Genomic DNA, 21,029 nt, shown 5'->3' on the forward strand with positions numbered 1-21,029 from the left:
GGAGATCCCTCATGGGTTGGCTCTTCATGCGCGACATGGGTGGCTACGCCACTGCGCGCTCCTATCTCGACAACCAGTTCACCTATGCGCACGCGGATCATTGTCTCACGGTTCTCGCGTCTTCGATGGTCGGTTCGACCTATTATGCGGCGTGCGAACGGATCGAGGCGTCCGGCGCTCGGGCCGTCTTCGCCGTCGTCTGCCTGACAAGGCAAAGTACCGGCGCGCGCGACGGCTGCACGTTCGGCTACAAAGATATGACGGAAAGGATGGGACCGTGCGAAAGCGACTGCCCCGCTGCAATTCTCGATGAATTGACCGAGACCGACAGCATCTACGCTTCCGAATGGCGCGCACGCTGTCGTGCCAACCTGGTTCGCCGCAGGCTCGAACGCGCGAAGCCGGCCCCGAAGCCGGGACAGACCATCGTCTTCGACGAACCCCTTCGTTTCAATGACGGCGAAGATCGCGACCGCTTCACGGTCATTGCCAATCCGAAGGGCAAGGCACCGCTCTTTCGCGATCCCATAACCGGCGCCGTGTGCCGGATCGCAAAGCTCAAGACGCGCGCATACCGGCTTATCAACCCGACCATCGTCCCGAAGGACTCGGCCGATGGTTGAGCGCGCGCCAGTGATCGCGGCCTGGGGCGCGGGCGTCGATTCCACCGCCATGATCATCGAGCTCGTCGAACGAGGCGAGCCGATCGATATGGTGCTGTTCGCCGATACCGGATCCGAGAAGACCGATACCTATGCGTTCATTCCGGTCTTTCGGCGTTGGATGGACCGTCACGATGTCGCGTCCGAGATAGTCCGCTACGAACCGCGAAATTTCAAGCATTGGCCGCCCTATGATAGCTTGGGCACCAACATGCTGACCAACGCTACCCTACCGTCCAAGGCATTTGGGCGGGGGTCGTGCTCGCTCAAATGGAAGGTGGCGCCGCAGGACAAGTGGACGGCGCAATGGGCGCCCGCGATACGGTGCTGGGGAGAAGGCGGACGTGTCGTTAAACTGATCGGCTATGACTGTTCCAGTGCCGATCAGCGACGCTATGCGCATGCCGAGGGACATGCCGACCCTCGCTATGACTATCGTTATCCCCTTCGCGAACTGGGCTGGACCCGGGCAGACTGCATTGCCCGTATTGAGCGTGCGGGCCTCCCTGTACCGCCCAAATCCTCATGTTTCTTCTGTCCTGCAATGCGGCCGCACGAGGTGGATGCGCTCTCCAAGGATGAGCTTCGCACCATCGTTTTGATGGAGGCCCGCGCAAAACCGCGCTTGCGCACGATCGAGGGCCTCTGGCGCAAGCCCGTTGTCGGGCGCGGCGGGGCGATACCGAGACCGGGCAATATCACCGCCTATATCCGTGCGCTCGGCCTTCTGCCACCGAGCGAGGTTGACCGGATCGTTGCCGATGCACCGCTCGCGCTGGTCGCCTTCCAGGCGGCGCAAGCGCGCAAACCCGTCGAGCAGCGCATGTCGATGGCGCGCTGGCTCGACGCATTCCACCGGGGTCAGTCCGCAGGCTGACCCCCTCACTAGCTACGGAGACTCTCATGGCCGATCGCGCTTCTGTCGCGATCCGCATCGGCGGATCGCTGTCCCCTGACCTCCTTCCCGGCTTCTGCGCTGCCGTCGCGAGCGACGGCGCCTTCACGGATTGGGAGGGCACCGCGTTCGATCCGGACAATCTCGATACGAGCGTTCCCCTGTACCTGGCCGACCATGAGGTTGCCTGGGGCCGGTTCGAGGCGATCGAGACTTTCTGTGTCGATCATGCCCTTGTCTTCGCCCGCTGGGCTGGCGGCGCTCCTGGGGCGTTCGGCCCGGAGCGGGTGGTCTTTGACGGCACGACCGTTCAGCGTTTCAGCGCCTCGGACGATGACGAGATCCTGATCTCGGCGGAAACGGTGCGCGGTCTCGGCAGCTACGCGGCGGTGCTGTCGCAACTCGCAGCGGCGGAATTGGAGATACCCCCGTTCCGGATCGACGGCAGAGGCTGAGGGCAAAGCGAAACCGGTCTGTGTCGATACCTCCCCGCCAGAGGATGCCGCATATGGGCGCCCGCGAGGCGCTGGCAACCCGCGAACGGCGGGCCGAGTTGCCGTGTGCCACGGCTGCCCGCACCACCCCTTGTTCGCGAGTTTCCCTCGGCTGTGCCTCGGTGCCAGCCCCTCTTTTGCGAGCGCCCGGAGGATGCGCATCCGGCGGAGAGGCCGCCGGCACAGACAGAAAGGCTCGCTATCATGTCCACATCGCTTGCAGCCGCACTCGCGGCACTGGAGCTAGGGCACCTCGAACCCCGCGCTGAAGACCTCAGTGGCATGGCGCCGCCACCAACCGAGGCGCTGGAGCAGACCGTCACCGCAATCTGGAGCGATCTCTTCACGACGATGGGAAACACCACACTGGAGCGTGACATCGAAGACCTGGGCTGGGGCCTGGTGAACCTCTTCCACCGCGCCGCCGCCAAGAAACACGGACTGGTCGATCGGTTGACCGACGACATCCGCCTTCTCCTCGCCGAACAGGACGGCTCCGAAATCAGCACGGCCAATCTGGAGGAAAAGATCGATCTCGCCAAGAAGGTCGAGGAATCCGCTGGTGCCTTCGAGATCATGCGCGATGTCGCCGCCGCCCACTATATCCGCGAAACCGGGAGATCGTGGGTGCCGTCGTCCGGCAACCGCATCTCGCTCGGCGTCACCGCCGGGATCGTCGACGGCCATGCCTTCCTGCGGGCGCGCCGCGAGCGGGCTCTGAACGCCAACACCGCGCAGGGTACGCCGGTTGTGTTCGCCGGTGGCCGCCTCACCTTCGCCAACGACGACGATATGAAGACGTTCGCCGATAACCTGCTGGCCACCCTCAACAAGGTTCGCGCCCATGTCGGCGACATGTATCTCGTACACGGCGGCGATATGAAGGGTATCGAGCGGCTTGCAGCATCCTGGGCCGAGCAGAATGGCATCCAGCAGGTGCGGTTCGGTCTCGATCGCAAACTCGGGGATCGCGCGGGCTTCCGTCGCAACGAGCAGATGCTCTCGCTCAAGCCGCGGTTCGTGGTCGCCTTCCAGGGCAACGGCGTGACGGAGCGGCTTGTCATCGAAGCCAAGGCTCGGGGACTGCGTGTCGTTGATCGCCGCGGCCCATTGGGAAGCCCTCCTTCAGCTGCCCGTCGCGCTGCGGGCTGAAGCCGCGGGCCGCCGGTTTTCCGGCGGCCCTTTTTTCGCTGCGCTTACCGTCGTCCCCTGGAAATTTCCGCAGGCGAGAGGGGAGGGCGCCGAGGCCGTTTTTGGTGTCGTCGAGCAGCACTGGAACCCGTCGGCCGTTTTGGCGGCCGGGGCGCGGTTCAGAGTCCACCAGCCAACCGCGTTGCCGACGCTGCGCCGGCTGCCGCCCTACCACGAACTAGAGAGAGATGATGATGCGCGATTTGCATGATGAGGAACTGCGCGCTCTGCTGGCGTTCCGGCAGCGTCACGGGCGCTGCTGGAAGGCCGCGCTGCTGCTACGCTGGTCGGCCGGCACCGACACCGATGAACCGGGTTCGGCACATCTGCGCCATCTGCGCAATATCGCAGGGCCGCGCTGGTTGATCGGGCTTCCTGCCGCAACGCTCGATGACGCCGCGCGCCGTTTCGCCGGGATCGCGGATCCGGCGCTGATCGCCACTTTCATGGCGAATGCTATGGGATTTGCCCGCGGTGCGGCGGGTAGCGTGGAGATCGCCGCCGCGAGTGCCGCACATTCGCTGGCGATCGCGATCGAACTCGGCCTCAAAGCCTTTCTGATGAAGGTCGGCTATGCCGACGACTGGAACCGTGTCCATATTCGGCATGACCTCGAAAAGGCCCTGGCGCTTGCGATGGAGGCGGGCCTGTCCGACCTGCCTGCGGAATTGCCGGAACTCGCCGCGATCCTTTCGCCGGCCTATCGCCGCCACCAGATCGACGCCTTGTTCCGGGCCGGAGCATCACCCTTCGATATGGCCGACGCCTCTCACTGCGTCGATCGTCTCCTTGCCGTGATCCGAGCGCAGATCGCGTGACGGCGCACACCGCATCATCCTGTGCGCGGTTCGAAAAGGCGCTCGCCAATCCATGAAGCCGGGGAATGGGCGGGCCTGAAGCGTACCGTGCGTCAGACGGCCATTATGTCTGTTGCCGTGAGCGTTGCCTTCGCTTCGCTGCGGACGACAGTCCAAGGTGGGAAAAGCGCTGATGGCCGGTTGTGGGGTCTCTGCCTGGCGGGGACATGCCGCGGCGATAGGGCAAGGTTTCTGCACCGGTTCCCGGGTTTCATAGAACCAAAGCCACCATCCCTTCTTTTTGACCTGATCCCTAAGTCGGTCGTTCGGTCCTTCCAACCCGCTCCCCTTCGGGCCGAGTTGCCGTGTGCCACGGCTGCCCGCACCACCCCTTGTTTCGGGGTTCCCCTGCGCGGCTGACGCGCTCCGGTGGAAGCATCGCCCATGCCCGCCTTTTTCGGGGGTCAGTCGAAGGGACGGTCCCTTCGGCACCCAAAAAAGGAACCTCGACATGCAGAACCTCGTCATCCTCGCCGGCAATGTCGGCGCCACGCCGGAAGCCCGCACCACCCAGGGCGGCACCAAGATCACCCATTTCAGCCTCGCGACCTCGCGGCCCAAGCGCGACAGCAACGGCAAGATCGTCAAGGACGACAATGGCCGGCGGATCGAAGATACCGAATGGCACCGGATCACCTGCTTCAACGGCGTCGGCAAGACCGTCGAACAATATGTCGACAAGGGGATGAAGGTGATGGTGCGCGGCCGCATCCACTACACCCGCTGGACCGACAACGAGAATATCGAGCGGTACGGCGTCGAGATCATCGCCGACGAGGTGACCTTCCTCACCCGCGCCAAGCCCGCCAGTGGCGACCAGGGCGGCAATGACAGCTCGGTCGATGACGACGAAATTCCCTTCTGAAACCCGCGAAGGCCCGGTGGCAGCAACCACCGGGCCTTTTGCTGTGTCGGCATTCCTCTGCAGGGCTTGTCAGAAATCCATATATCCAATATTATCGATATATGGACAATGATTCTGCTATCAGCGCACTGGCGGCGCTTGCCCAAGGCACTCGCCTCGATGCGTTTCGCTTGCTGGTGCGTCATGAGCCCGATGGCCTGGCCGCCGGCGAAGTCGCCCGCCAGCTCAATATCCCCCAGAATACGATGTCATCGCATCTGGGCGGGCTTGCGCGTGCGGGCCTGATCCGTGCCGAGCGCCACAGTCGCCAGATCATCTACCGCGCCGACCTCGATCAGCTCAAGGCGCTGACCCTGTTCCTGGTCAAGGATTGCTGCGGGGGCAGGGCGGAACTGTGCGAGCCGCTGATCGCCGAGCTTGTTCCCTGCTGCTGACGGAGCCCTGCATGCCCGACCGTATTTATAACGTCCTGTTCCTGTGTACCGGAAACTCGGCGCGTTCCATTCTTGGCGAAGCGGTCATGAACAAGCTCGGCGAGGGGCGTTTCAGAGCCTATAGCGCCGGGAGCCAGCCAAAGGGGCAGGTCCACCCAATGGCATTGTCGGTGCTTCAGGGGCTCGGCTTCGATACCACCGATATGTGGTCCAAGAGCTGGGATGAGTTTGCCGGTGCCGGTGCGCCGCAGTTCGATTTCATCTTCACGGTCTGCGACAATGCAGCCGGAGAGACCTGTCCGGTATGGATCGGCCATCCCATGACAGCGCACTGGGGCATTGAAGACCCTGCCGCGATCGAGGGCGCGGGGCAACGCGAGGCCTTCCTGCAGGCGCTGCGCTATTTGCAGAATCGCATTGCGCTGTTTCTGGCGCTCCCGATCTCGAGCCTCGATGACATGGCGATGCGGCGCAAGCTCAAGGACATCGGACAGGGCGAAGGCGCGAGCGCCAAGGCGGAGGCGAGTGAATGACCGTGGACATCATCATCTACCACAATCCCGAATGCGGGACGTCGCGCAATGCGCTCGCGATGATCCGCAACGCCGGGATCGAACCGCATGTGGTCGAATATCTGAAGACGCCGCCTTCACGCAGTCAACTCGAAAGCCTGATCGCACGCGCCGGGATCGGCGCGCGTGCCTTGCTGCGCGAGAAGGGCACGCCCTTTGCGGACCTCGGCCTGGGCGATGAAGGTCTTTCCGATGCGGCGCTGATCGACGCAATGATGGCCCATCCCATCCTCATCAACCGTCCGCTCGTGGTCTCGCCGCTCGGCGTCAAGCTCTGCCGCCCTTCCGAAGCGGTGCTGGAACTCATCCCCGCGGCCCAACGCGGTGCTTTCGCCAAGGAAGACGGCGAGCAGGTCGTCGACGCTGCCGGTAACCGCGTCACGGCAGGCTGAACGATGGCAGCGTTCACGGTCCGACCGGCGGTCCTCGCCGACGCGCCGGCGATCGCCGCCATCTACGCCCATCATGTCCGGGAGGGCACCGCCAGCTTCGATACCAGCCCGCGCTCGGTGATGGAGACCGAAGCCAAGATTGATGCATGCTTGGCGAAAGGCTGGCCGTTCCTCGCCGCCCAGCAGGGCGGCCATGTTGTCGGCTATGCCTATGCCACGCAGTTTCGCGATCGGCCGGCCTATGCATCGAGCTGTGAGAACTCGATCTATATCGATCCCGGGCATCAGCGCCGAGGTGTCGGAAAGGCGCTGCTTGCTGCTCTGCTGACACAGGCCGAGGTGGCAGGATTTCGCCAGATGATTGCCGTCATCGGCGGGGGTGAAGCGGCATCGGTCGCCCTCCATGCCAAGCTCGGCTTCGAACATGCCGGCACGATGCGGTCGGTGGGACGCAAGTTCGGACGCTGGCTCGACACCATCTACATGCAGATCGCGCTGGGCGTCGGTGACGCCGCCCCACCGCTCAAGGAACCGCAATGACCCAGACCCGTCGACCACGGCTATCCTTTCTCGATCGCTATCTCACCTTGTGGATTTTTCTGGCGATGGCCCTGGGCGTAGGCCTTGGCACGAGCATCGAGGGTCTACCTGCCGCGATCAACGGCCTGTCCTGGGGCACCACGAATATACCGATCGCGATCGGCCTCATCCTGATGATGTATCCACCGCTGGCCAAGGTTCGCTATGAGGAGCTGCCGCGCGTCTTCGAGGACAAGCGGGTGCTGGCGATATCGCTTGTCCAGAACTGGATCATCGGCCCGGTGCTGATGTTCCTTCTGGCCGTCATCTTCCTGCGCGCCGAGCCAGCTTATATGACGGGTCTCATCTTGATCGGGCTGGCCCGATGCATCGCGATGGTTATTGTCTGGAACCAGCTTGCCAAGGGCGACAATCAATATGTCGCGGCGCTGGTGGCGTTCAATTCGATCTTCCAGATCCTGTTCTTCAGCCTCTATGCCTGGTTCTTCCTCGCCTTCCTGCCGCCCTTGTTCGGGCTGGAGGGCAGCGTCATCAACGTCAGTTTCTGGATCATCGCGCAAGCGGTCGCGGTCTACCTCGGTATCCCTTTCCTCGCGGGATATCTGACCCGGAAGGGTCTCGTCGCGGCCAAAGGGCGCGACTGGTACGAGGGCGTATTCCTCCCGAAGATCGGTCCGGTCACGCTCATCGCCCTCCTGTTCACGATCGTTGCGATGTTCAGCCTGAAGGGCAGCGAGATCGTCACGCTCCCGGGGGATGCCGTCCGCATCGCCATCCCGCTGACCATCTATTTCGTTGTCCAGTTCTCAATCAGCTTCTTCATGGGCAAGCTTATCGCCAGCGACTATCCACGCACGACGGCGGTGGCTTTCACGGCTGCGGGCAATAATTTCGAACTGGCCATTGCCGTCGCGATCGCCGCTTTCGGGCTGGCGTCCCCGGTCGCTTTCGCAGCCGTCATCGGCCCACTGGTGGAGGTGCCAGTGCTGATCCTGCTGGTGAATGTCGCCTTCTGGTTCGGTCGCCGCTGGTTTCCTGATACCGTGCCCGAGCAAGGCCGATGAGCGAGGACATCATGGCCTTTGAACGCCTGCGCCAGCTATCCGAGCCGGATTATCTGCCGGCTCTGAAGATGGCATTTGCCCGCCGAAGGCCCGCGCTTGGTCTCGGCCCGAACGATCCGCCGCCACGCATTCTTCTCCTCTATGGCAGCTTGCGGAAGCGATCCTACTCGCGGCTTGTGGTGGAGGAATCTGCGCGGCTTCTCCAGTTTTTCGGATGTGAAACGCGGATATTCGACCCTTCTGATCTGCCGCTTCCCGACCAGGTCGAAGGGGACGACCACCCGGCCGTTGCCGAACTACGGGCGCATTCCTTGTGGTCGGAAGGGCAGATCTGGTGCAGCCCGGAACGGCACGGGCAGATCACCGGTATCATGAAGGCCCAGATCGACCATCTGCCTCTGGCGTATCAGGGCATGCGCCCGACACAGGGGCGGACCCTGGCTGTGATGCAGGTCAGCGCGGGTTCGCAATCCTTCAACAGCGTCAACACACTGCGCATCCTTGGCCGATGGATGCGCATGTTCACGATCCCCAACCAGTCGAGCGTGGCCAAGGCGTTCGCCGAATTTGACGATGACGGCCGCATGAAGCCGTCGAGCTATTATGATCGCATCGTCGATGTGGTCGAGGAGCTTGTGCGCTTTACCGTCCTGCTGCGGCCGCATGCGGACCAACTCGTCGATCGCTATTCCGAACGGAGCGAAGCGGGCATTCAAGTAGATTCAACGAACGACCTCTCGTCGATCGCAATCGCGCCCCAAACCGTACAGGGATGAGCCGTTGGCATACGGCAGACCATCAGCCTCTGTCAGCGGCAATGGCCTGCCGCATAGCGCTGCCATCGCAGCACTGTACCCGTCGCGATCATGGCGCAACTCAGGTCGCCGATCCTCGGTGCAGAACACCAGGCCCCGGTGCGATCCCCTTTCGCGTTGCCGGTTGACCGGCATTGGAGCCTCGGGCCAGTGACAAGGATATGGCCGGTGCCGCTTCGGCCTCTAGCGCCGCCAAGCAATCGGACCAGCGCGTCCCGCGCGGCAATGCCGCTGGCGCGCGGGCAGGGTTGTCCCCGCCGGCATGAGCCGTCGATTTCGCGTGCCGCTATTCCGCCAAGCCGAATCCGTGGTCCCTCCCGGCACCAGACCGGTCCGTCACCGTCCCACACCCTGATGGGCGTGCAGGCGAACATCTGCCCGGCGGGGACGGTCGCGACAGCCAGAAGCAAGGCTATGAGCATCAGCGATGGGATCGGGACAAGCTGTTCGTCATGCGTCGGGGAAGAGCGGCAATGTCCCCGCTATCGCGGCGGGCTCGTCAGCGAGAATATCATAGCAGCGCAAACGGACCGCCAGATGCCGGGCCAGTTGCGCTACCGCACGCCGCCGTGCGGCCGCGTCACCGCAGCGAATATCCGTCACCAGTGCCGGCTCGGCGGTTGCGAGCGACACCTCGAGATGGAGGGCTAGGCTATCTTCATCGACTCGGAGCATGAGAGAAACATAGAACAAAAAAAGAACATACGGCAAGAGGCCACCCTCTATCCCGGCCTGCCGATCATCTTGGCAAGCGGCTATAGCCATGTCCTGGCCGACGAAGGAGCCAGCGGGTTCGCACTGCTCAACAAACCTTATTCGATGGATGAGCTCTCCAGCATCCTGCCCAAGACCGCGCGATCTGCGCAAGAGCCGACCCTGGAGACATTCTAGAAAGGTCGGTGCGAAGCCCAAATTCTGGCGTCAGGCGGGTCCACCCGCTCTTTGAGGCGCAATCCTTGTTCCGGCCGGCGGCCTTATGCGATCAACCCGTAAAGGGTCCGGTCGCTTGCGCTACGGCTTTTTGGCCGTTGGCAAAAAAGTGATCGCGGCCACCGGCCGAACACATCGGGCGCCAGTCGAGCGGGGATGAACCCGCCGGCTTGGCAAGGAGCCTCGATATGTTCACCGACATCAAGATCGCCCGCCTCCACGCGCTCGGCCTCTCCAGAACCCTCATGATTGCAACGATGGTCATCGGGATCGGTACGCAGTTCGCGGTCATCACCGCCGACGAGTTCGATGGCGACGTCGCGGTCATCAATGAATATGATCCGTTCAGCTGAAACCTTCAGGCGGGGGCCTTCGCCCCCGCCCTTATTGTGCGAGCGCTGATTGGACGATCTTACCGAGGAAGCGAGCCCGCATTTCATCCACTCCACCCTGCGTGAACGCATCGTGGAGCATGTCTTTGTCGGGGACGCGCTGCGCCGCCTGTGGCAACTGGGTGTGACCGACGTCGAGGTGCTGCGCTCCGAATTCGACGCGGGCGGCTATGATCTGGTCATGGCCCGCGGCCGCGTGACCCGCCATATCCAGTTCAAGACCAAAATCGTCGGCGGCAAGACCGATGAGGTCAAGATCAGCCTCAAGCTGATGGAGAAGCCGAGCGGATGCGTCATCTGGATCGTGGTGACGCCGGATCTCCTCTTCGACCATTATCTGTGGTTCGGCGCGGGGCCAGGCGAGCCTTTGCCGGACATCACTACGTTTGCCGTCGCCAAGCATAGCAAGGGGACATCGGAGGGCGAGAAGAATGAGCGGCCGAACCACCGCAAGGTGCGGATATCCAGGTTCGAGAAGGTCGCCAGCCTGGATGAGATATTGCGTCGATTGTTCGGTGATCTGGGCGATGCAAAGGGGGCTTGAGCGGTCGGGGCGGCTCCGGCTGCGCCGGACCGGGCTCTAGGCGAAACGCCCCGAGCCCCGTGCCGGGTCTCGGCCCATGCGGGTCACGATCCCTGCCGTGGGGCAGGCCGTCAACGGCGCCCTGGACCGCGCAGGTCTGCGGCAAGCGCGACAGGGGCCGGTCGCCCGTGGGCGAGATGCGCTGGCGGGCATAGGCTCAGGCCGTCGCGCAGCGCCGCGGCATCGAGCAGGATTCGCCACGGTTCGCCATGCCGCCGGGCGGCAAGGTAGAAGGTCGCGCCATCGCACGCGACCATGCGGCATCGCTCCTGGCGATCGATCAGCGACGCACTTGCGCCATGGCGGGCGACCAGATCGTCCAGATCGGCGCGCATCAGGGCGCCGCAGCGGCGGCACTGGGTGCGAACCTGGATCTGCAGCCGCTGCATCACGCCCACGCTCAATGTCCAGCGTGGCCAGAGGGCAATGATCCGGGCGGTGTCTGTCATGATCGAGGGAATAGCGAAGCCCTTAGTCGCGCGTCCAGCAGCACGTCCGAAAAGTCGGCCATGCCGTTCCATTTTCCCTATCACCGCTGCACCGATGGTTCCTTTCTGGCTTGGCGTCCTCGCCGCGGCACTTGCCAGCGCAAGCCCGATGCCGGGCTTCTCCACATCCGTTGCGACCCTGCGGGTGCGCGGGCGCGCTATGCCCCGGCGGTCCGGTCGCCTGTCGAAAGGCCCCGATCGGCGGGGTCTGACACAGATGAGGACGTCGAACGTCATGGCCGACCCCCAAAATGACAAAGCCGTATCCGCAGACCAGCGCGTCGCGACCATCGCGCGGCTCAATGATGCCCTGCGCCAGTCCATCCATAGCCCGGGCGTCAACCAGGTGGTCATGACCGCCGGGGTCGCCGAGCTGATCGGCGATACCAGCCTGTTTCGCGGGTTCCAGCGTCGCGCCGAACTGCTGCGCACCGTGCGCGACTATGACGCCTTTGGTCCCGACGTCGATCCCCAGGGCGAGCGTGATTTCGGGCGCTTCGAATTTGCCGGCGAGACCCTGTACTGGAAGATCGACTATTATGATCGCGCGCTGACCTATGGATCGCCCGATCCGACCGATCCCGACGTCACCACCCGCGTGCTGACGCTGCTTCTCACCCACGAATATTGAGCTATCATGGCCCCGACCCTGTCGGGGCCACCTTTTACCGAAAGGATTCGCAGATGAGCGAGCCCGTCATCCAAGCCCTCGACCGGCTTTTCGATCTGGCCGCCTCGGACACGGGGCAAGCGCGCCGCGCCGCCAACTTCCTGCTCGCCTGGTGGAATGCGCAGGACAATGGCGGGTTCGATCTTGCCGACCTGTTTGGCGTCGACCACGAAGTTGCGGCCGACATGGCCATCGTGTTCGTCTATCTGGGCGGTCATCACGGCGCGATCTATCCCGACCAGCTTGGCTATGACGACAAGATCGTCGCACTGGTCCACCAGTGGCGGTTGCGTGAGCCTGCCGACTGACCAAGGCGTCAGCCGCGAGCGCTGATCGCGTCGCGCCAACCGAGCCCGCTGGCGTTGCCCCCGGCTGCGCAAAATGTCTCACCGAGCGAGTGTGACACCGGCCATCCCCCTGACCGGGGGGATGGCCGAAAAGTCTGCTTGAGCAGACTATCGCCGGTGCCGCCCAGACGTCCCATCGGGTCTTGCTTCCCGGCACGGGAGGGGAGGCTGCGCGGCGCGAGCGGCCGCGTTTTGCTGCGCGGTGAGGGGACCGACCGGTTTCCCTGGAACATGCCAAGGAGACCCACCGTGGCCGACTATTTTTCGCGTCATCCAGACCATGCGTTGTTGTTCGCATTCGTCTGCTTCATCATCACCGTTTACCTGTTCCGTTATGTCGGACCTGGCATCGGCGGCGGTGGCGACCGGTCGTCGCGCGAGCATTATGAGCGCAACCTGCGCGATGGTCCGCACGACTATGAATCCTGACGGCGCGGCGCCGATGCGAACGATCGTCGTCAGCCTGCTCAAGGGCGGGGTCGGCAAGACCTTTCTCGCAACGCACCTCGCCTGGTATCTTGCCGAGCAAGGCGGCAACCGGGTCGCGTTTCTCGACCTCGATCCGCAGGGCAGTTCCACCCGTCGGCTCGCCGGCGAGCGGACCGGGTGGTTCGCAGCGGACCTGTTCGATCCCGAGGCGCGGCTCGACCTGAGCGATGCGCCAGGCATCACGGTTTTCGCCGCCGATCCGCGCCTGCAGATGGTGAAGGCAGCCGCGGATGTCCGCGATTTCCTCGGCCGGTTTCCCGCGCTTGGTGCCCATTTCGATCATATCGTCATCGACACCGGTCCCAAATGGGATGAGCTGACCTTGAGCGCGATGGCGGTGGCCGACGCGGTGATCGCGCCGGTCCAGGTCGCCGAGGATTCGATCGAGTGCGCCAAGATGCTGCTCACAGCGCTCAAAAAAGCGGAAGGGGCGAGAGGCGGGCGCAAGGTCGATTTTCTCGGGCTGTTGCCCTCGATGGTCAATCCGTTCGACCGGCGCGAAATGGACAATGCGGTCAAGCTCGCCCGCGCCGTCGGCGAGAAACTGATGTTTCCCGCCTTCATCAAGGCGCGACCGACCTACAAGCATTCGGCCGAACAGCATCATCCGGTCTGGCGCGAAACCGGCAGCGGCGCGAAAGCGGCGGCTGACGAAATCCGACCGATCCTGGCAGAAATCGTTCGCCGAATGGACGACCGTCGCCTGAGTGCGGCGTGATGGGCAAGTTCGATCAGCGCGCCGAAGAGTTCGGGCTGCTTGTCGGTCTCCACGACAGCGCGCGGCGCGTCGAGGATCTGCCGCTCGACTGGATCATCGCCGACCCCGAAAACCCACGGCGCGTGTTCGACGAGACGGAGCTCAAGGATCTTGCCGCTTCGATCGCCGCGCGCGGCGTCCTGCAGCCGATCATCGTCGCCCCGAAAAATGGGGACGGGCTTCATGTCATCCGCGTCGGCGAGCGGCGCTTTCGGGCATCGCGCCTTGCCGGGCGCGAGACTATTCCGGCGATCGTGATGGCGGTGGTGAACCGGGCCGACACGCTCGCCGATCAGATCGTCGAGAATGACCAGCGCGCGGGCCTGACCCCGCATGATCTCGCGACCGGCATCGAACGGATGCTGGCCGCCGGCGTCACCCAGGCGGAGATCGCCCGCGCGCTCGGCCGCTCGAAGCAGTTCGTGTCGCTCTATGCCGCCTGTGCCGATATGGCGCCCTGGTTGCGAGCAGCGATCGATCAGATGCCAATTCGGCTGCTCTACGACCTCCATCGTGCTGCCCGCACTCATGGCGACGCGGTGCGCGCCTATGTCGAGCGGCTCGGCGATGAAAGCGTGACCTTGGCCGAGGGCGGCCGGTTTATCGCAGGGCTCAAGGCAACCGAGGTTCCGCCTGATACCGGGTTACGTGACGTGCCTGTCCTGTCGAATGGGCAGGACACTGAGCGCGCTGTGCCGAGAAGGTCGGTGCGTGCCGGTGCGGGCCTGCGGTCGATGTTCGGCGCAGAGGTGTCTTTGCAGCCCAAGCCCCTCGATGCGGTTCGGGTGACCCTGGACGGGCGGACAGGACGTTTGATCCTGCCCGAGCGAGTCCGTGTGGTGTTCGACGACGGCGAGGAGATCGAAGCGCCCGTTGCCGATATCGTTATGGGGTAAACCATCGGCGGGGCGGGCGCTCACTCATTCACCCCTCACTCCGCGTAGAAACGATCGAGCTTTTCAGACAGTTTTGGCAGCCGCGCCCCTTCTTCAGGGGCGCGGCTGTCTTCATTTTCGCGGATCGGGCGGATTGGATCGCTCGGAAATATTCTGCTTTTTTGTAGATGTCAGATTGGATGAGATACCTGGCTTGAGGACGGGCGGAGTCTGCTTGAGCAGACTATAAGACGAGTGGTTTTAGGTGAGGGCCGGATAGGCTTGGCGCCGTCATTGTTAAACAATAGCAATGGGGTGTGGCGTTCTTTGGTCTCCGTCTGCCCGATGATCTCGCGGCGCGCTTCGATGCTAGGGCGACTGCCGCCGGCGGTCGCTCAGCGCTCCTGCGCAAGCTGATCGACGATGCGCTTGAGAACGCCGGGGACAGGTCGAGCGAGACGGCTTCGCCTCGGACCCGCACGACTGACCGGCTGCAGCTTCGGCTCACGCGCGAGGATATTGAGAAGCTGGATGCGGCCGCCGATGCGCGCGGGCTAAAACGGACCGAATGGCTCGTGATGCTGTTGCGTCGGCGGCTTCATACACATCCGCTTCCGCCGCGCGCCGAAAGGGTACAGATCGCGCAGTCCTGGCGCGAGCTCAACCGGATCGGCATCAATCTCAACCAGGCGGTCCATGCCCTTCATGCCGCGACCATGGTGGATTCGCGGCTCGACCTGGCGCGTGAGGCCGCGCGGGTCGCCTCCTTTCGCGACGAGGTGGCCGACCAGCTGCGCGCGATTGGCCGCGCGCTCAAAGGTGACCTGAGCTATTGGGATACGCCCGATGACTGAGGATGATGATGGCGTCCTGCCGCTCCCCAGTCTGATGGAAGCCTGGCGACCGCCGACCGGGGGCAAGCGCAGCCTGCGCGGGGGGACGCTGCGGATCCGTTCGGGTGGTGGCAAGGGCAGGGGCGGGAGCGCCGCTGCGCCGATGTTGTCGCCGGCCGAGGCGCGCGCCAAGCTTGAGCGCATCGTGCGCAAGGCGCCGGAGGTCATGGTCAAGATATCGGGCAAGCAGCGTGGGGCAAGGCATCTCGCTGAACATTTTGGCTATATATCGCGGCATGGGAAGCTCGAGGTTCGCAGCAGCGAAGGCGAGATCATCACCGACGAAAAGCGCCTGAAGGCGATCGCGGCCGATTGGGACATGCTCGATCAGGCGATGAACCTTCATGGCAAGGAGCGACCGACCTCGATGTCGATGGTGTTGTCGATGCCCGGCGGTACGACCGATGCCGCGACCATCCATGATGCCGTCCAGGCGTTCGCGCGCGTCGAGTTCGAAGGGCAGTTCAGCTATATGGTGGCGCTCCACACCGACACTGCTCACCCCCATGTCCATCTGACCGTCGCGACCCAGGGGGCGGACGGCGCGCGGTTCAATCCGCGCAAGGCCGACCTTCATCATTGGCGCGAAACCTTCGCCCATGAATTGCGCCAGCGCGGTATCGCCGCCGAAGCGACGCCGCGCCGCGCGCGCGGCCATGTTCAAAAGCGGGTGCGCTCGCCCGCGCACCATCTGGAGGCACGGACAGCGGGGCAGGGGAGGGATTTGGATCTCAACCGGCTGATCGAAGAGCGCGCGCAGGCGTTCGCACGGTCAGAGAACCCGGAGCGGCGAGTGGAGGACGTTCTGGCACTCGGCCGCCAGAAGCAGATCCGGGGGGCTTACGCAGAGGCCGCGGCCGCGCTGGCGGCAACCGGGAAGGACGAGGATCGCGCGCTGGCCGAAGATATCGCAGGGTTCGTGGCCGATATGCCGGCGGCGGTGTCGCGGCGGTTGGAGCGGGCGCGGGAGATCATGATCGCCGATCGGAGTTCGGCGGCAGCGGACAGCCGCAGCCGTAAATCAGATGCTTCGCCCTCGGCTGAGCCGGACAAAGATAAACGCAAGCCCCTTGATCGCGAGCGCTAAAGATGTGGATAAGTTGGGGTAGGGCGTACTTCAGTTAAATCGCAGTCCGAATAGCCCTCCGGTTTCGGTTGCGTCGGTCAGCTTGGTGTCGAGCACATAGGCACTAACATCAAAGCCGTCACGAAAGCCGTCTTTCGGCAAAGCATCCGAATTCATCGTGACGATGTATTGGAATCCGACCGCGGCAGCATGATCGGCGCCGAGCTGCAACGCTTTGGCCACCTGCCGTTCGTCGACCCCGTCAAACAGATGACTGTCGTGAACCAGGAAACCCGGCCCCATGCCCCGGCGGGCGGTCAGTTCGGCCAGCATGAGATCGAAGCAGAATATCTGCATGTTGGTGATGCCCTTGCTGCGCTGGGCATCGATACGAATATCGACTTGGGGACCGTTGGGCGTGGCGCTGACCGTCAGGCTCCCGGCTTTTTCGTAAAGCGCGTTGGACAGATCCTCGAACACGAGGATCGCTTCCTCGATGATGCTCTGACGCTCGTGATGATCGTCCTGAAGCGTCTTCAGGAGCCGGGCGCGCTCAATGTCGAGTTCGGCTTTCGTGCTTTCGATCTGTTCCGCCGTCGTGAGGCGTTGTCTCAGCCCCTCGGCGTCCGCCTCCGCGCGACCGGCTTCCTGCTGGAGCGCTGCGTAATGTTCCAACGCGCCGCCGGATTGGAGGATGCCCATCAGCTGTCGACGACGGCCATCAAGCGTTTCGCGCGCACGATCGCGCGTGCGGATACGATCTTCCGCGGCCTGGACCTCGGACGTCAGATGCGATCGCCGATTTTGCACGATCGCCTGGTGAAACTCTTCCACTTCCTCGAAGCGGCGACCGACCGATCCCGGCAGTACGACACCGGCTTCGCGATAGAGGCGGTCCAGGCTGGTCGTCGCCGGCGGAAGCTCGCTGTCGATCGCCGCGCGCAGCTGTAGGATCAGTTCCCGATCAGCGGTATTGTCGTCGCTGAGTGTCGAAATCTCTCGCGTGATCTGCGAAGCCTCCTGCTCCATCCCCGAATATTCGGGAACGACATTGAAGGTGTCGAGTTGCTCGCGCATCCGTCTGGCACGGGCTTCGGCGATCGTCATGCGGGTCCGGAGATCAGCCGCCGTGCCGAAATAACGGCCGAGACTGCCGTCCTTTGCCGCCTTGCGCAACTCCGCCATCGCGCGCTCTCGCGTGCGGACCTCCTGAAACTGTTGCGGCACGCTCGCGTCGAGGCCCAGGAGATAACTGATCGCTACCTGCTGATCCCAAGCCTGCTGCATCGAGGATTGCTGTGTGGGCGACACGAACCCGCCGCTATTCTGCCGCCGCACGAAATAGGAGAATAGAGATCGAAAGCTCGGCCGAAAGCGGCCGTTTGCTTCGTCGTCCACATCCGGGTTCAGGCGGAAAAGCAGCGCGCCCAATGCGGCGCGCCAATTTTCGTTGCTGATGACCAGATCGCCGGTCTTGGCTTCGAGAGACGGGGCGATCGGCCAATCGGATGTGTCGCCCTGCAATCGGATGCGGGATGGCTTGGTGCCGGATCGCGCGACATCGACGAGCGTCGGTCCGATATCGACGCGGGCCTCGAAGCTGAAGCCTGCCAGTTCATCGGAGCGGAAAATACTGTCCTTGTCGGCATTGGCGCCGAACAGGAAGTGGATTAGCTCGACAAGGCTGGTTTTGCCGGCGCCGTTGCGGGACTGCCGATCGGTCGCCCCATCGCTCTTGTCAGCGAGCAGGATGTTCAGCCCGGGCCGGAAGGCCAAGCTCTTGAAGCTCGGAAGGTCGCTGGAAAGGCCGTGGATCATGAAACGGTCTTCTGGACCAGACCACGATCGAACTGCACGGCCTTCACGATAAACAGCAGGTCGAGCGCCAGGACGAACCAGTCATAATTGATCGGTGCCGACACCGCCCGATCGCTGCGAGAAATGCGTATCTCATCCCAGAGACGCGAGACGGTCATCGGCTCGCGCAGGCAGCCGAGCACGTCGGCACCAACCGCCAGGAGCGCCCGATCGGGCCGGATATGTTTGGTCGGTAGAATCATATCGCGTCGATTCGAATCGCGTCCTCAAAGATGTCACAACGCTCAAAAAAGTAGGAAAGCACAGCGAGCACCGCGCCTTGGCGCGCTGGCTCTCCGGTCATACCCCCCGCGAAGGCTTGAAGCTCGCCGAAGATATCGTCCGGTGATAGCCCGACCGCCTTCAGGGCCTGATAGCGCACCCGGAACGCTTGTGCGATCTCTTCGCCGAGGTCGGGATCAGGCCAGCCGGCAAAAAAGGCTTCGACCAACTGCTCCCGGCGGCGGCCCTGCCGCAGCAGCCCGGCTGCGTCCTGGGAGAGGGCATTGCGTTCGAGCTTTGCCGCCGACGGCGCCACCAGCGATGGTTCCGCGTCCGGTTCCTGCCGTTGAATTGCAAGCAGCACCGGCCGCAACGCCTCGAAATCGAGCTTCTCCATCACACGGCCCGATGGAACGGCGCCAAAGAGATCTTCGAGCTGGTGGAGCGCGAGCGACATGGCGATCAGCCGCAATTCCGCTTCGCCGCAGACGGCCAAGGCGACGTTCGGATTCGCGGCGTTGAGCGCGGCGAGTTTCTTGACGGCCTCGGCCGGGAGGCCGCGGCTGTCGTTATGGACAAACTCCCACCGCAGCATTTTTGTCGTCCAATGGACGAGCGCGCCTGCGAAATCTTCATCGACCTTGGCAAGGAGGGGTTCGAGTTTCATTGCATCGGGCGCATAGCATTGGAACACGGTGCCATCGCTGGCCCGGAAGCCATCGCATTTCAGGTCGCCTTTCGGACCGTAAGGACGGACGGGTTGGAAATCGCCCGGAAAGGCATGCGCCATGATACGGGCGAACAGGCTCTCGAACGCCTTGCCGCGCTCGCGCAGAAAGGCATTCTCGAACTTGAGCCCATAGGCAAAGCGCTGCGTGTCGTCCAACTCATCCCCCGAACTTGACCACCATAACCTTTGGCAGAATCAGCAAGCAAATCTATTAATTTACGCCCATCGTTGGGGCGATGAACGGCGCGCTCTACTCCGGCAGGTCGGCTTCGCGCAGAACGCGCATAACCTCGCGAAACACCCCTTCGAATGGCGGCAGATCGCTCATCTGTTGCTGCAGCCGCCCCGTCCAAAGCGTGCCTAAACGCTTTTCCTTGGCGGCGATCGCGGCGGTCACGCCATTGGGCATGCGTTCCCGAAGGGCGAGCTTCTGGGTGAACTCGGCGAGATATTCCGCTGGTCGAATATCACGCTCCTCGAGCAAATTCCAAAGGTCGTAGAGATCGCGCGGCTCGGTGCGGGCCTTGTCCGACAGGGCCGCCAGCTTCTCGATGAATATCTCCGCCAGGCTGTAGGCCAGAATGGTCGGGCCTTCCGGCAGGTCGGCAAATTCCTCGAAGGTCCGCAGGATCGGGCGCTCAGCCAGTGGAAAGCAGAACACCTCATTGATCGTGATATCGACTTTCACGTCGCTGCGCGCGGGCAGGGGGCCTTTGTAGCTCAGATAGAAGGTGTGGGTGTTCTGATGGCCATGCCGGTCGGGCCGATCATAGGCCATGTTGATCCCCGAAGCCGCCTCGAGGATGGCGAAGATCTCGTTCAGGCCGGAGAGTATCGCGTCCAGGTCGATCGGCTTGATCAACGAAAAATCGAGATCCTCGGAAAAGCGGTAATTCTCGAACCAGCAGCGGCGCAATGCCGTCCCGCCCTTGAAGGCGAAAAATTCGCGCAATGGATGCTGGGCCAGGCCGGTCAGGAACCAGGCCAGGCAATAGTCGCGTTCGATCACCGCCTCGGGCACGCGGCGGCCGCGAGGCTTGAGAAGGCCGTTGGCGATACGGGAGAGATCGCGCTGGGGAATCATCAGCTGCTCCGGATTATATCGAGTTCGTCGGGCTCGACGTTGAGTCGGATGCGCCATCGGGCCAGCATCCTGCCCTCATTGGGAAACAGGGGATCGAGGCGCTGATAGGTCGGCGTCAGCCGCGCGCGCAACGGCTCCAATGCGGCTGTGTCGGCCAGTTCGTATAATTCCAGCAGATAGCCCAGGCGGCGGATCACCGCGCCAACGCCGAGGCGAAGCGCGTATTCGATCATCAGTTCGACCCGCAGTGTATCGCGCTTCATCCAGAGTCCCTTGGCGACCTCCGTGACGCCACCGACATATTGCGGATGGTCGAGACCATCGATGATGGTCCGCTCGGGATCGCTGACCCTGACCTGCTCCTCGGATGTGATCCAGATCTCGGTCAGACCGAAGAAATCCTGCGGTTTGACGTCGACGAAGCGGAACTCATACCCGTGAATGTGCTGCGGGCGCAGCCGTTTGGCGCAGGAGACGATGATGGCCAACTGCGGTTGGGTGACCATGCGGTGCAGCTCGAGGGCGCTGCCGTGGGAGATGAAATAGTCCGCATCGCCAACCAGTGTCCTTGCAATGAGGTAAGGATCGCTCACATGCTCGGTGTCACGGCCCCGCTCGAATGGCACCAGATTGTAGAGGCCAGGCTTGAGACGCGTGACGATGCCGCGCGCTTCCGTGTTCGCGACGAGGCTGCGTGCCGATGACGGGCTCAGACCTGTGATCTCGGTGACGTCCGCAAGCGAAAAAATCGGCTGACGGCGTTCGTTGAGTTCGACGATCAGCTGGGCGGCCCGAGGTCCAAGCGTCTTGAGATTATATCCTTCGCGCAATTTGAGCCTCTATGAGCGATGTCCGGCGCGTTCGA

29 protein-coding genes are annotated in these 21,029 nt (G+C 63.3%); 21 read left to right on the top strand and 8 right to left on the bottom strand.

Annotation, left to right across the window (positions count from 1 at the left end; genetic code table 11):
- The first annotated feature begins 11 nt into the window (after positions 1-11).
- The 12 genes from SBA_RS24790 to arsH all read left to right on the top strand — a co-directional run bounded on the left by SBA_RS24790 (position 12) and on the right by arsH (position 8,742).
- On the top strand, positions 12-623 hold the full coding sequence (locus SBA_RS24790; protein WP_261937557.1) for a DUF6927 domain-containing protein: 612 nt from the start codon (positions 12-14) through the stop codon (positions 621-623).
- A complete protein-coding gene (locus SBA_RS24795; protein WP_179563554.1) occupies positions 616-1,539 on the top strand; it encodes a hypothetical protein in 924 nt (307 codons plus the stop codon). The genes SBA_RS24790 and SBA_RS24795 overlap by 8 nt, the downstream gene beginning before the upstream one ends.
- A gap of 26 nt (positions 1,540-1,565) precedes the next feature.
- Positions 1,566-2,012 (top strand): hypothetical protein, encoded by a 447-nt coding sequence (locus tag SBA_RS24800; protein WP_179563555.1) that lies wholly within the window; start codon positions 1,566-1,568, stop codon positions 2,010-2,012.
- Between the two features lie 243 nt (positions 2,013-2,255).
- Positions 2,256-3,203 carry a DUF2493 domain-containing protein gene (locus tag SBA_RS24805; RefSeq protein ID WP_179563556.1) on the top strand — a complete coding sequence of 316 codons (948 nt, stop codon included), beginning with the start codon at positions 2,256-2,258 and terminating at the stop codon, positions 3,201-3,203.
- Between the two features lie 227 nt (positions 3,204-3,430).
- A complete protein-coding gene (locus SBA_RS24810) occupies positions 3,431-4,060 on the top strand; it encodes a hypothetical protein (protein ID WP_261937558.1) in 630 nt (209 codons plus the stop codon).
- Positions 4,061-4,550: 490 nt separating this feature from the next.
- On the top strand, positions 4,551-4,964 hold the full coding sequence (locus tag SBA_RS24815; RefSeq protein ID WP_056366854.1) for a single-stranded DNA-binding protein: 414 nt from the start codon (positions 4,551-4,553) through the stop codon (positions 4,962-4,964).
- A gap of 101 nt (positions 4,965-5,065) precedes the next feature.
- Complete coding sequence (locus SBA_RS24820) at positions 5,066-5,398, top strand: ArsR/SmtB family transcription factor (RefSeq protein ID WP_179563557.1); 333 nt, start codon at positions 5,066-5,068, stop codon at positions 5,396-5,398.
- An 11-nt stretch (positions 5,399-5,409) separates the two neighbouring features.
- A complete protein-coding gene (locus SBA_RS24825; RefSeq protein WP_179563558.1) occupies positions 5,410-5,931 on the top strand; it encodes an arsenate reductase ArsC in 522 nt (173 codons plus the stop codon).
- Complete coding sequence (arsC, locus tag SBA_RS24830; RefSeq protein WP_149523984.1) at positions 5,928-6,362, top strand: arsenate reductase (glutaredoxin); 435 nt, start codon at positions 5,928-5,930, stop codon at positions 6,360-6,362. The genes SBA_RS24825 and arsC overlap by 4 nt, the downstream gene beginning before the upstream one ends.
- 3 nt (positions 6,363-6,365) lie before the next feature.
- Positions 6,366-6,902 carry a GNAT family N-acetyltransferase gene (locus SBA_RS24835; RefSeq protein ID WP_179563559.1) on the top strand — a complete coding sequence of 179 codons (537 nt, stop codon included), beginning with the start codon at positions 6,366-6,368 and terminating at the stop codon, positions 6,900-6,902.
- Positions 6,899-7,966, top strand: a complete 1,068-nt coding sequence (gene arsB / locus SBA_RS24840) for an ACR3 family arsenite efflux transporter (RefSeq protein ID WP_179563560.1) — start codon at positions 6,899-6,901, stop codon at positions 7,964-7,966. Before SBA_RS24835 ends, arsB begins: the two co-directional genes overlap by 4 nt.
- Positions 7,963-8,742, top strand: a complete 780-nt coding sequence (gene arsH / locus SBA_RS24845; protein WP_315975836.1) for an arsenical resistance protein ArsH — start codon at positions 7,963-7,965, stop codon at positions 8,740-8,742. The genes arsB and arsH overlap by 4 nt, the downstream gene beginning before the upstream one ends.
- A 32-nt stretch (positions 8,743-8,774) precedes the next feature.
- On the opposite strand, the gene SBA_RS24850 is transcribed toward arsH, so the two are convergent.
- Together SBA_RS24850 and SBA_RS24855 are read right to left on the bottom strand one after the other, a co-directional pair.
- Complete coding sequence (locus SBA_RS24850) at positions 8,775-9,203, bottom strand: thermonuclease family protein (RefSeq protein ID WP_261937559.1); 429 nt, start codon at positions 9,201-9,203, stop codon at positions 8,775-8,777.
- A 28-nt stretch (positions 9,204-9,231) separates the two neighbouring features.
- Positions 9,232-9,456, bottom strand: coding sequence for a hypothetical protein (locus SBA_RS24855; RefSeq protein ID WP_179563561.1), 225 nt, complete (start codon positions 9,454-9,456; stop codon positions 9,232-9,234).
- Between the two features lie 443 nt (positions 9,457-9,899).
- Between SBA_RS24855 and SBA_RS24860 the strand changes: the two genes are divergently transcribed.
- Entirely contained in the window at positions 9,900-10,064 is a 165-nt protein-coding gene (locus tag SBA_RS24860) for a hypothetical protein (RefSeq protein WP_021243491.1), read from the top strand.
- Between the two features lie 49 nt (positions 10,065-10,113).
- On the top strand, positions 10,114-10,647 hold the full coding sequence (locus SBA_RS24865; protein ID WP_179563562.1) for a hypothetical protein: 534 nt from the start codon (positions 10,114-10,116) through the stop codon (positions 10,645-10,647).
- A gap of 110 nt (positions 10,648-10,757) precedes the next feature.
- Here the strand turns inward: SBA_RS24865 and SBA_RS24870 are convergent, their stop codons facing one another.
- Complete coding sequence (locus SBA_RS24870; protein ID WP_179563563.1) at positions 10,758-11,135, bottom strand: hypothetical protein; 378 nt, start codon at positions 11,133-11,135, stop codon at positions 10,758-10,760.
- A gap of 274 nt (positions 11,136-11,409) precedes the next feature.
- On the opposite strand from SBA_RS24870, the gene SBA_RS24875 reads away from it, so the two are divergent.
- The 7 genes from SBA_RS24875 to SBA_RS24905 all read left to right on the top strand — a co-directional run bounded on the left by SBA_RS24875 (position 11,410) and on the right by SBA_RS24905 (position 16,292).
- Positions 11,410-11,805: a DUF3768 domain-containing protein gene (locus SBA_RS24875; RefSeq protein ID WP_179563564.1), complete on the top strand. Its 396-nt coding sequence runs from the start codon at positions 11,410-11,412 to the stop codon at positions 11,803-11,805.
- Between the two features lie 53 nt (positions 11,806-11,858).
- Positions 11,859-12,152, top strand: a complete 294-nt coding sequence (locus SBA_RS24880; protein ID WP_179563565.1) for a DUF7673 family protein — start codon at positions 11,859-11,861, stop codon at positions 12,150-12,152.
- Between the two features lie 288 nt (positions 12,153-12,440).
- Positions 12,441-12,620, top strand: a complete 180-nt coding sequence (locus tag SBA_RS24885; protein ID WP_179563566.1) for a hypothetical protein — start codon at positions 12,441-12,443, stop codon at positions 12,618-12,620.
- Positions 12,621-12,633: 13 nt separating this feature from the next.
- Entirely contained in the window at positions 12,634-13,398 is a 765-nt protein-coding gene (locus SBA_RS24890) for a ParA family protein (protein ID WP_179563567.1), read from the top strand.
- On the top strand, positions 13,398-14,333 hold the full coding sequence (locus tag SBA_RS24895; RefSeq protein WP_179563568.1) for a ParB/RepB/Spo0J family partition protein: 936 nt from the start codon (positions 13,398-13,400) through the stop codon (positions 14,331-14,333). Before SBA_RS24890 ends, SBA_RS24895 begins: the two co-directional genes overlap by 1 nt.
- A gap of 296 nt (positions 14,334-14,629) precedes the next feature.
- Positions 14,630-15,166 carry a mobilization protein gene (locus SBA_RS24900; RefSeq protein ID WP_179563569.1) on the top strand — a complete coding sequence of 179 codons (537 nt, stop codon included), beginning with the start codon at positions 14,630-14,632 and terminating at the stop codon, positions 15,164-15,166.
- Positions 15,159-16,292 (top strand): relaxase/mobilization nuclease domain-containing protein, encoded by a 1,134-nt coding sequence (locus SBA_RS24905; RefSeq protein WP_179563570.1) that lies wholly within the window; start codon positions 15,159-15,161, stop codon positions 16,290-16,292. The genes SBA_RS24900 and SBA_RS24905 overlap by 8 nt, the downstream gene beginning before the upstream one ends.
- A 30-nt stretch (positions 16,293-16,322) precedes the next feature.
- Here SBA_RS24905 and SBA_RS24910 read toward each other — a convergent pair whose 3' ends face one another.
- The 5 genes from SBA_RS24910 to SBA_RS24930 all read right to left on the bottom strand — a co-directional run bounded on the left by SBA_RS24910 (position 16,323) and on the right by SBA_RS24930 (position 20,994).
- Positions 16,323-18,089 (bottom strand): ABC-three component system protein, encoded by a 1,767-nt coding sequence (locus SBA_RS24910; RefSeq protein WP_149523997.1) that lies wholly within the window; start codon positions 18,087-18,089, stop codon positions 16,323-16,325.
- Positions 18,086-18,331, bottom strand: a complete 246-nt coding sequence (locus SBA_RS24915; protein WP_021243503.1) for an ABC-three component system middle component 6 — start codon at positions 18,329-18,331, stop codon at positions 18,086-18,088. Before SBA_RS24915 ends, SBA_RS24910 begins: the two co-directional genes overlap by 4 nt.
- Positions 18,328-19,236 carry an ABC-three component system protein gene (locus SBA_RS24920; protein ID WP_179563571.1) on the bottom strand — a complete coding sequence of 303 codons (909 nt, stop codon included), beginning with the start codon at positions 19,234-19,236 and terminating at the stop codon, positions 18,328-18,330. The genes SBA_RS24915 and SBA_RS24920 overlap by 4 nt, the downstream gene beginning before the upstream one ends.
- 94 nt (positions 19,237-19,330) lie before the next feature.
- The gene (locus SBA_RS24925) at positions 19,331-20,164 is read right to left on the bottom strand and encodes a nucleotidyl transferase AbiEii/AbiGii toxin family protein (protein ID WP_179563572.1); all 834 of its coding nucleotides are present in this window, start codon (positions 20,162-20,164) and stop codon (positions 19,331-19,333) included.
- The gene (locus tag SBA_RS24930) at positions 20,164-20,994 is read right to left on the bottom strand and encodes a type IV toxin-antitoxin system AbiEi family antitoxin domain-containing protein (protein WP_179563573.1); all 831 of its coding nucleotides are present in this window, start codon (positions 20,992-20,994) and stop codon (positions 20,164-20,166) included. The genes SBA_RS24925 and SBA_RS24930 overlap by 1 nt, the downstream gene beginning before the upstream one ends.
- Between the last annotated feature and the right edge of the window lie 35 nt (positions 20,995-21,029).

The sequence above is a fragment of the Sphingomonas bisphenolicum genome (assembly GCF_024349785.1).
GTDB classification, from domain to species: domain Bacteria; phylum Pseudomonadota; class Alphaproteobacteria; order Sphingomonadales; family Sphingomonadaceae; genus Sphingobium; species Sphingobium bisphenolicum.

Coding starts and splice junctions, on each gene's coding strand:
- SBA_RS24910 (WP_149523997.1), bottom strand. CDS start 18,089: ATGATCCACGGCCTTTCCAGCGACCTTCCGAGCTTCAAGAGCTTGGCC.
- SBA_RS24795 (WP_179563554.1), top strand. CDS start 616: ATGGTTGAGCGCGCGCCAGTGATCGCGGCCTGGGGCGCGGGCGTCGAT.
- SBA_RS24925 (WP_179563572.1), bottom strand. CDS start 20,164: ATGATTCCCCAGCGCGATCTCTCCCGTATCGCCAACGGCCTTCTCAAG.
- SBA_RS24805 (WP_179563556.1), top strand. CDS start 2,256: ATGTCCACATCGCTTGCAGCCGCACTCGCGGCACTGGAGCTAGGGCAC.
- SBA_RS24890 (WP_179563567.1), top strand. CDS start 12,634: ATGCGAACGATCGTCGTCAGCCTGCTCAAGGGCGGGGTCGGCAAGACC.
- SBA_RS24855 (WP_179563561.1), bottom strand. CDS start 9,456: ATGCTCCGAGTCGATGAAGATAGCCTAGCCCTCCATCTCGAGGTGTCG.
- SBA_RS24850 (WP_261937559.1), bottom strand. CDS start 9,203: ATGCTCATAGCCTTGCTTCTGGCTGTCGCGACCGTCCCCGCCGGGCAG.
- SBA_RS24860 (WP_021243491.1), top strand. CDS start 9,900: ATGTTCACCGACATCAAGATCGCCCGCCTCCACGCGCTCGGCCTCTCC.
- SBA_RS24835 (WP_179563559.1), top strand. CDS start 6,366: ATGGCAGCGTTCACGGTCCGACCGGCGGTCCTCGCCGACGCGCCGGCG.
- SBA_RS24905 (WP_179563570.1), top strand. CDS start 15,159: ATGACTGAGGATGATGATGGCGTCCTGCCGCTCCCCAGTCTGATGGAA.
- SBA_RS24870 (WP_179563563.1), bottom strand. CDS start 11,135: ATGACAGACACCGCCCGGATCATTGCCCTCTGGCCACGCTGGACATTG.
- SBA_RS24895 (WP_179563568.1), top strand. CDS start 13,398: ATGGGCAAGTTCGATCAGCGCGCCGAAGAGTTCGGGCTGCTTGTCGGT.
- arsC (WP_149523984.1), top strand. CDS start 5,928: ATGACCGTGGACATCATCATCTACCACAATCCCGAATGCGGGACGTCG.
- SBA_RS24880 (WP_179563565.1), top strand. CDS start 11,859: ATGAGCGAGCCCGTCATCCAAGCCCTCGACCGGCTTTTCGATCTGGCC.
- SBA_RS24825 (WP_179563558.1), top strand. CDS start 5,410: ATGCCCGACCGTATTTATAACGTCCTGTTCCTGTGTACCGGAAACTCG.
- SBA_RS24875 (WP_179563564.1), top strand. CDS start 11,410: ATGGCCGACCCCCAAAATGACAAAGCCGTATCCGCAGACCAGCGCGTC.
- SBA_RS24810 (WP_261937558.1), top strand. CDS start 3,431: ATGATGATGCGCGATTTGCATGATGAGGAACTGCGCGCTCTGCTGGCG.
- SBA_RS24800 (WP_179563555.1), top strand. CDS start 1,566: ATGGCCGATCGCGCTTCTGTCGCGATCCGCATCGGCGGATCGCTGTCC.
- arsB (WP_179563560.1), top strand. CDS start 6,899: ATGACCCAGACCCGTCGACCACGGCTATCCTTTCTCGATCGCTATCTC.
- SBA_RS24815 (WP_056366854.1), top strand. CDS start 4,551: ATGCAGAACCTCGTCATCCTCGCCGGCAATGTCGGCGCCACGCCGGAA.
- SBA_RS24820 (WP_179563557.1), top strand. CDS start 5,066: ATGGACAATGATTCTGCTATCAGCGCACTGGCGGCGCTTGCCCAAGGC.
- SBA_RS24790 (WP_261937557.1), top strand. CDS start 12: ATGGGTTGGCTCTTCATGCGCGACATGGGTGGCTACGCCACTGCGCGC.
- SBA_RS24915 (WP_021243503.1), bottom strand. CDS start 18,331: ATGATTCTACCGACCAAACATATCCGGCCCGATCGGGCGCTCCTGGCG.
- arsH (WP_315975836.1), top strand. CDS start 7,963: ATGAGCGAGGACATCATGGCCTTTGAACGCCTGCGCCAGCTATCCGAG.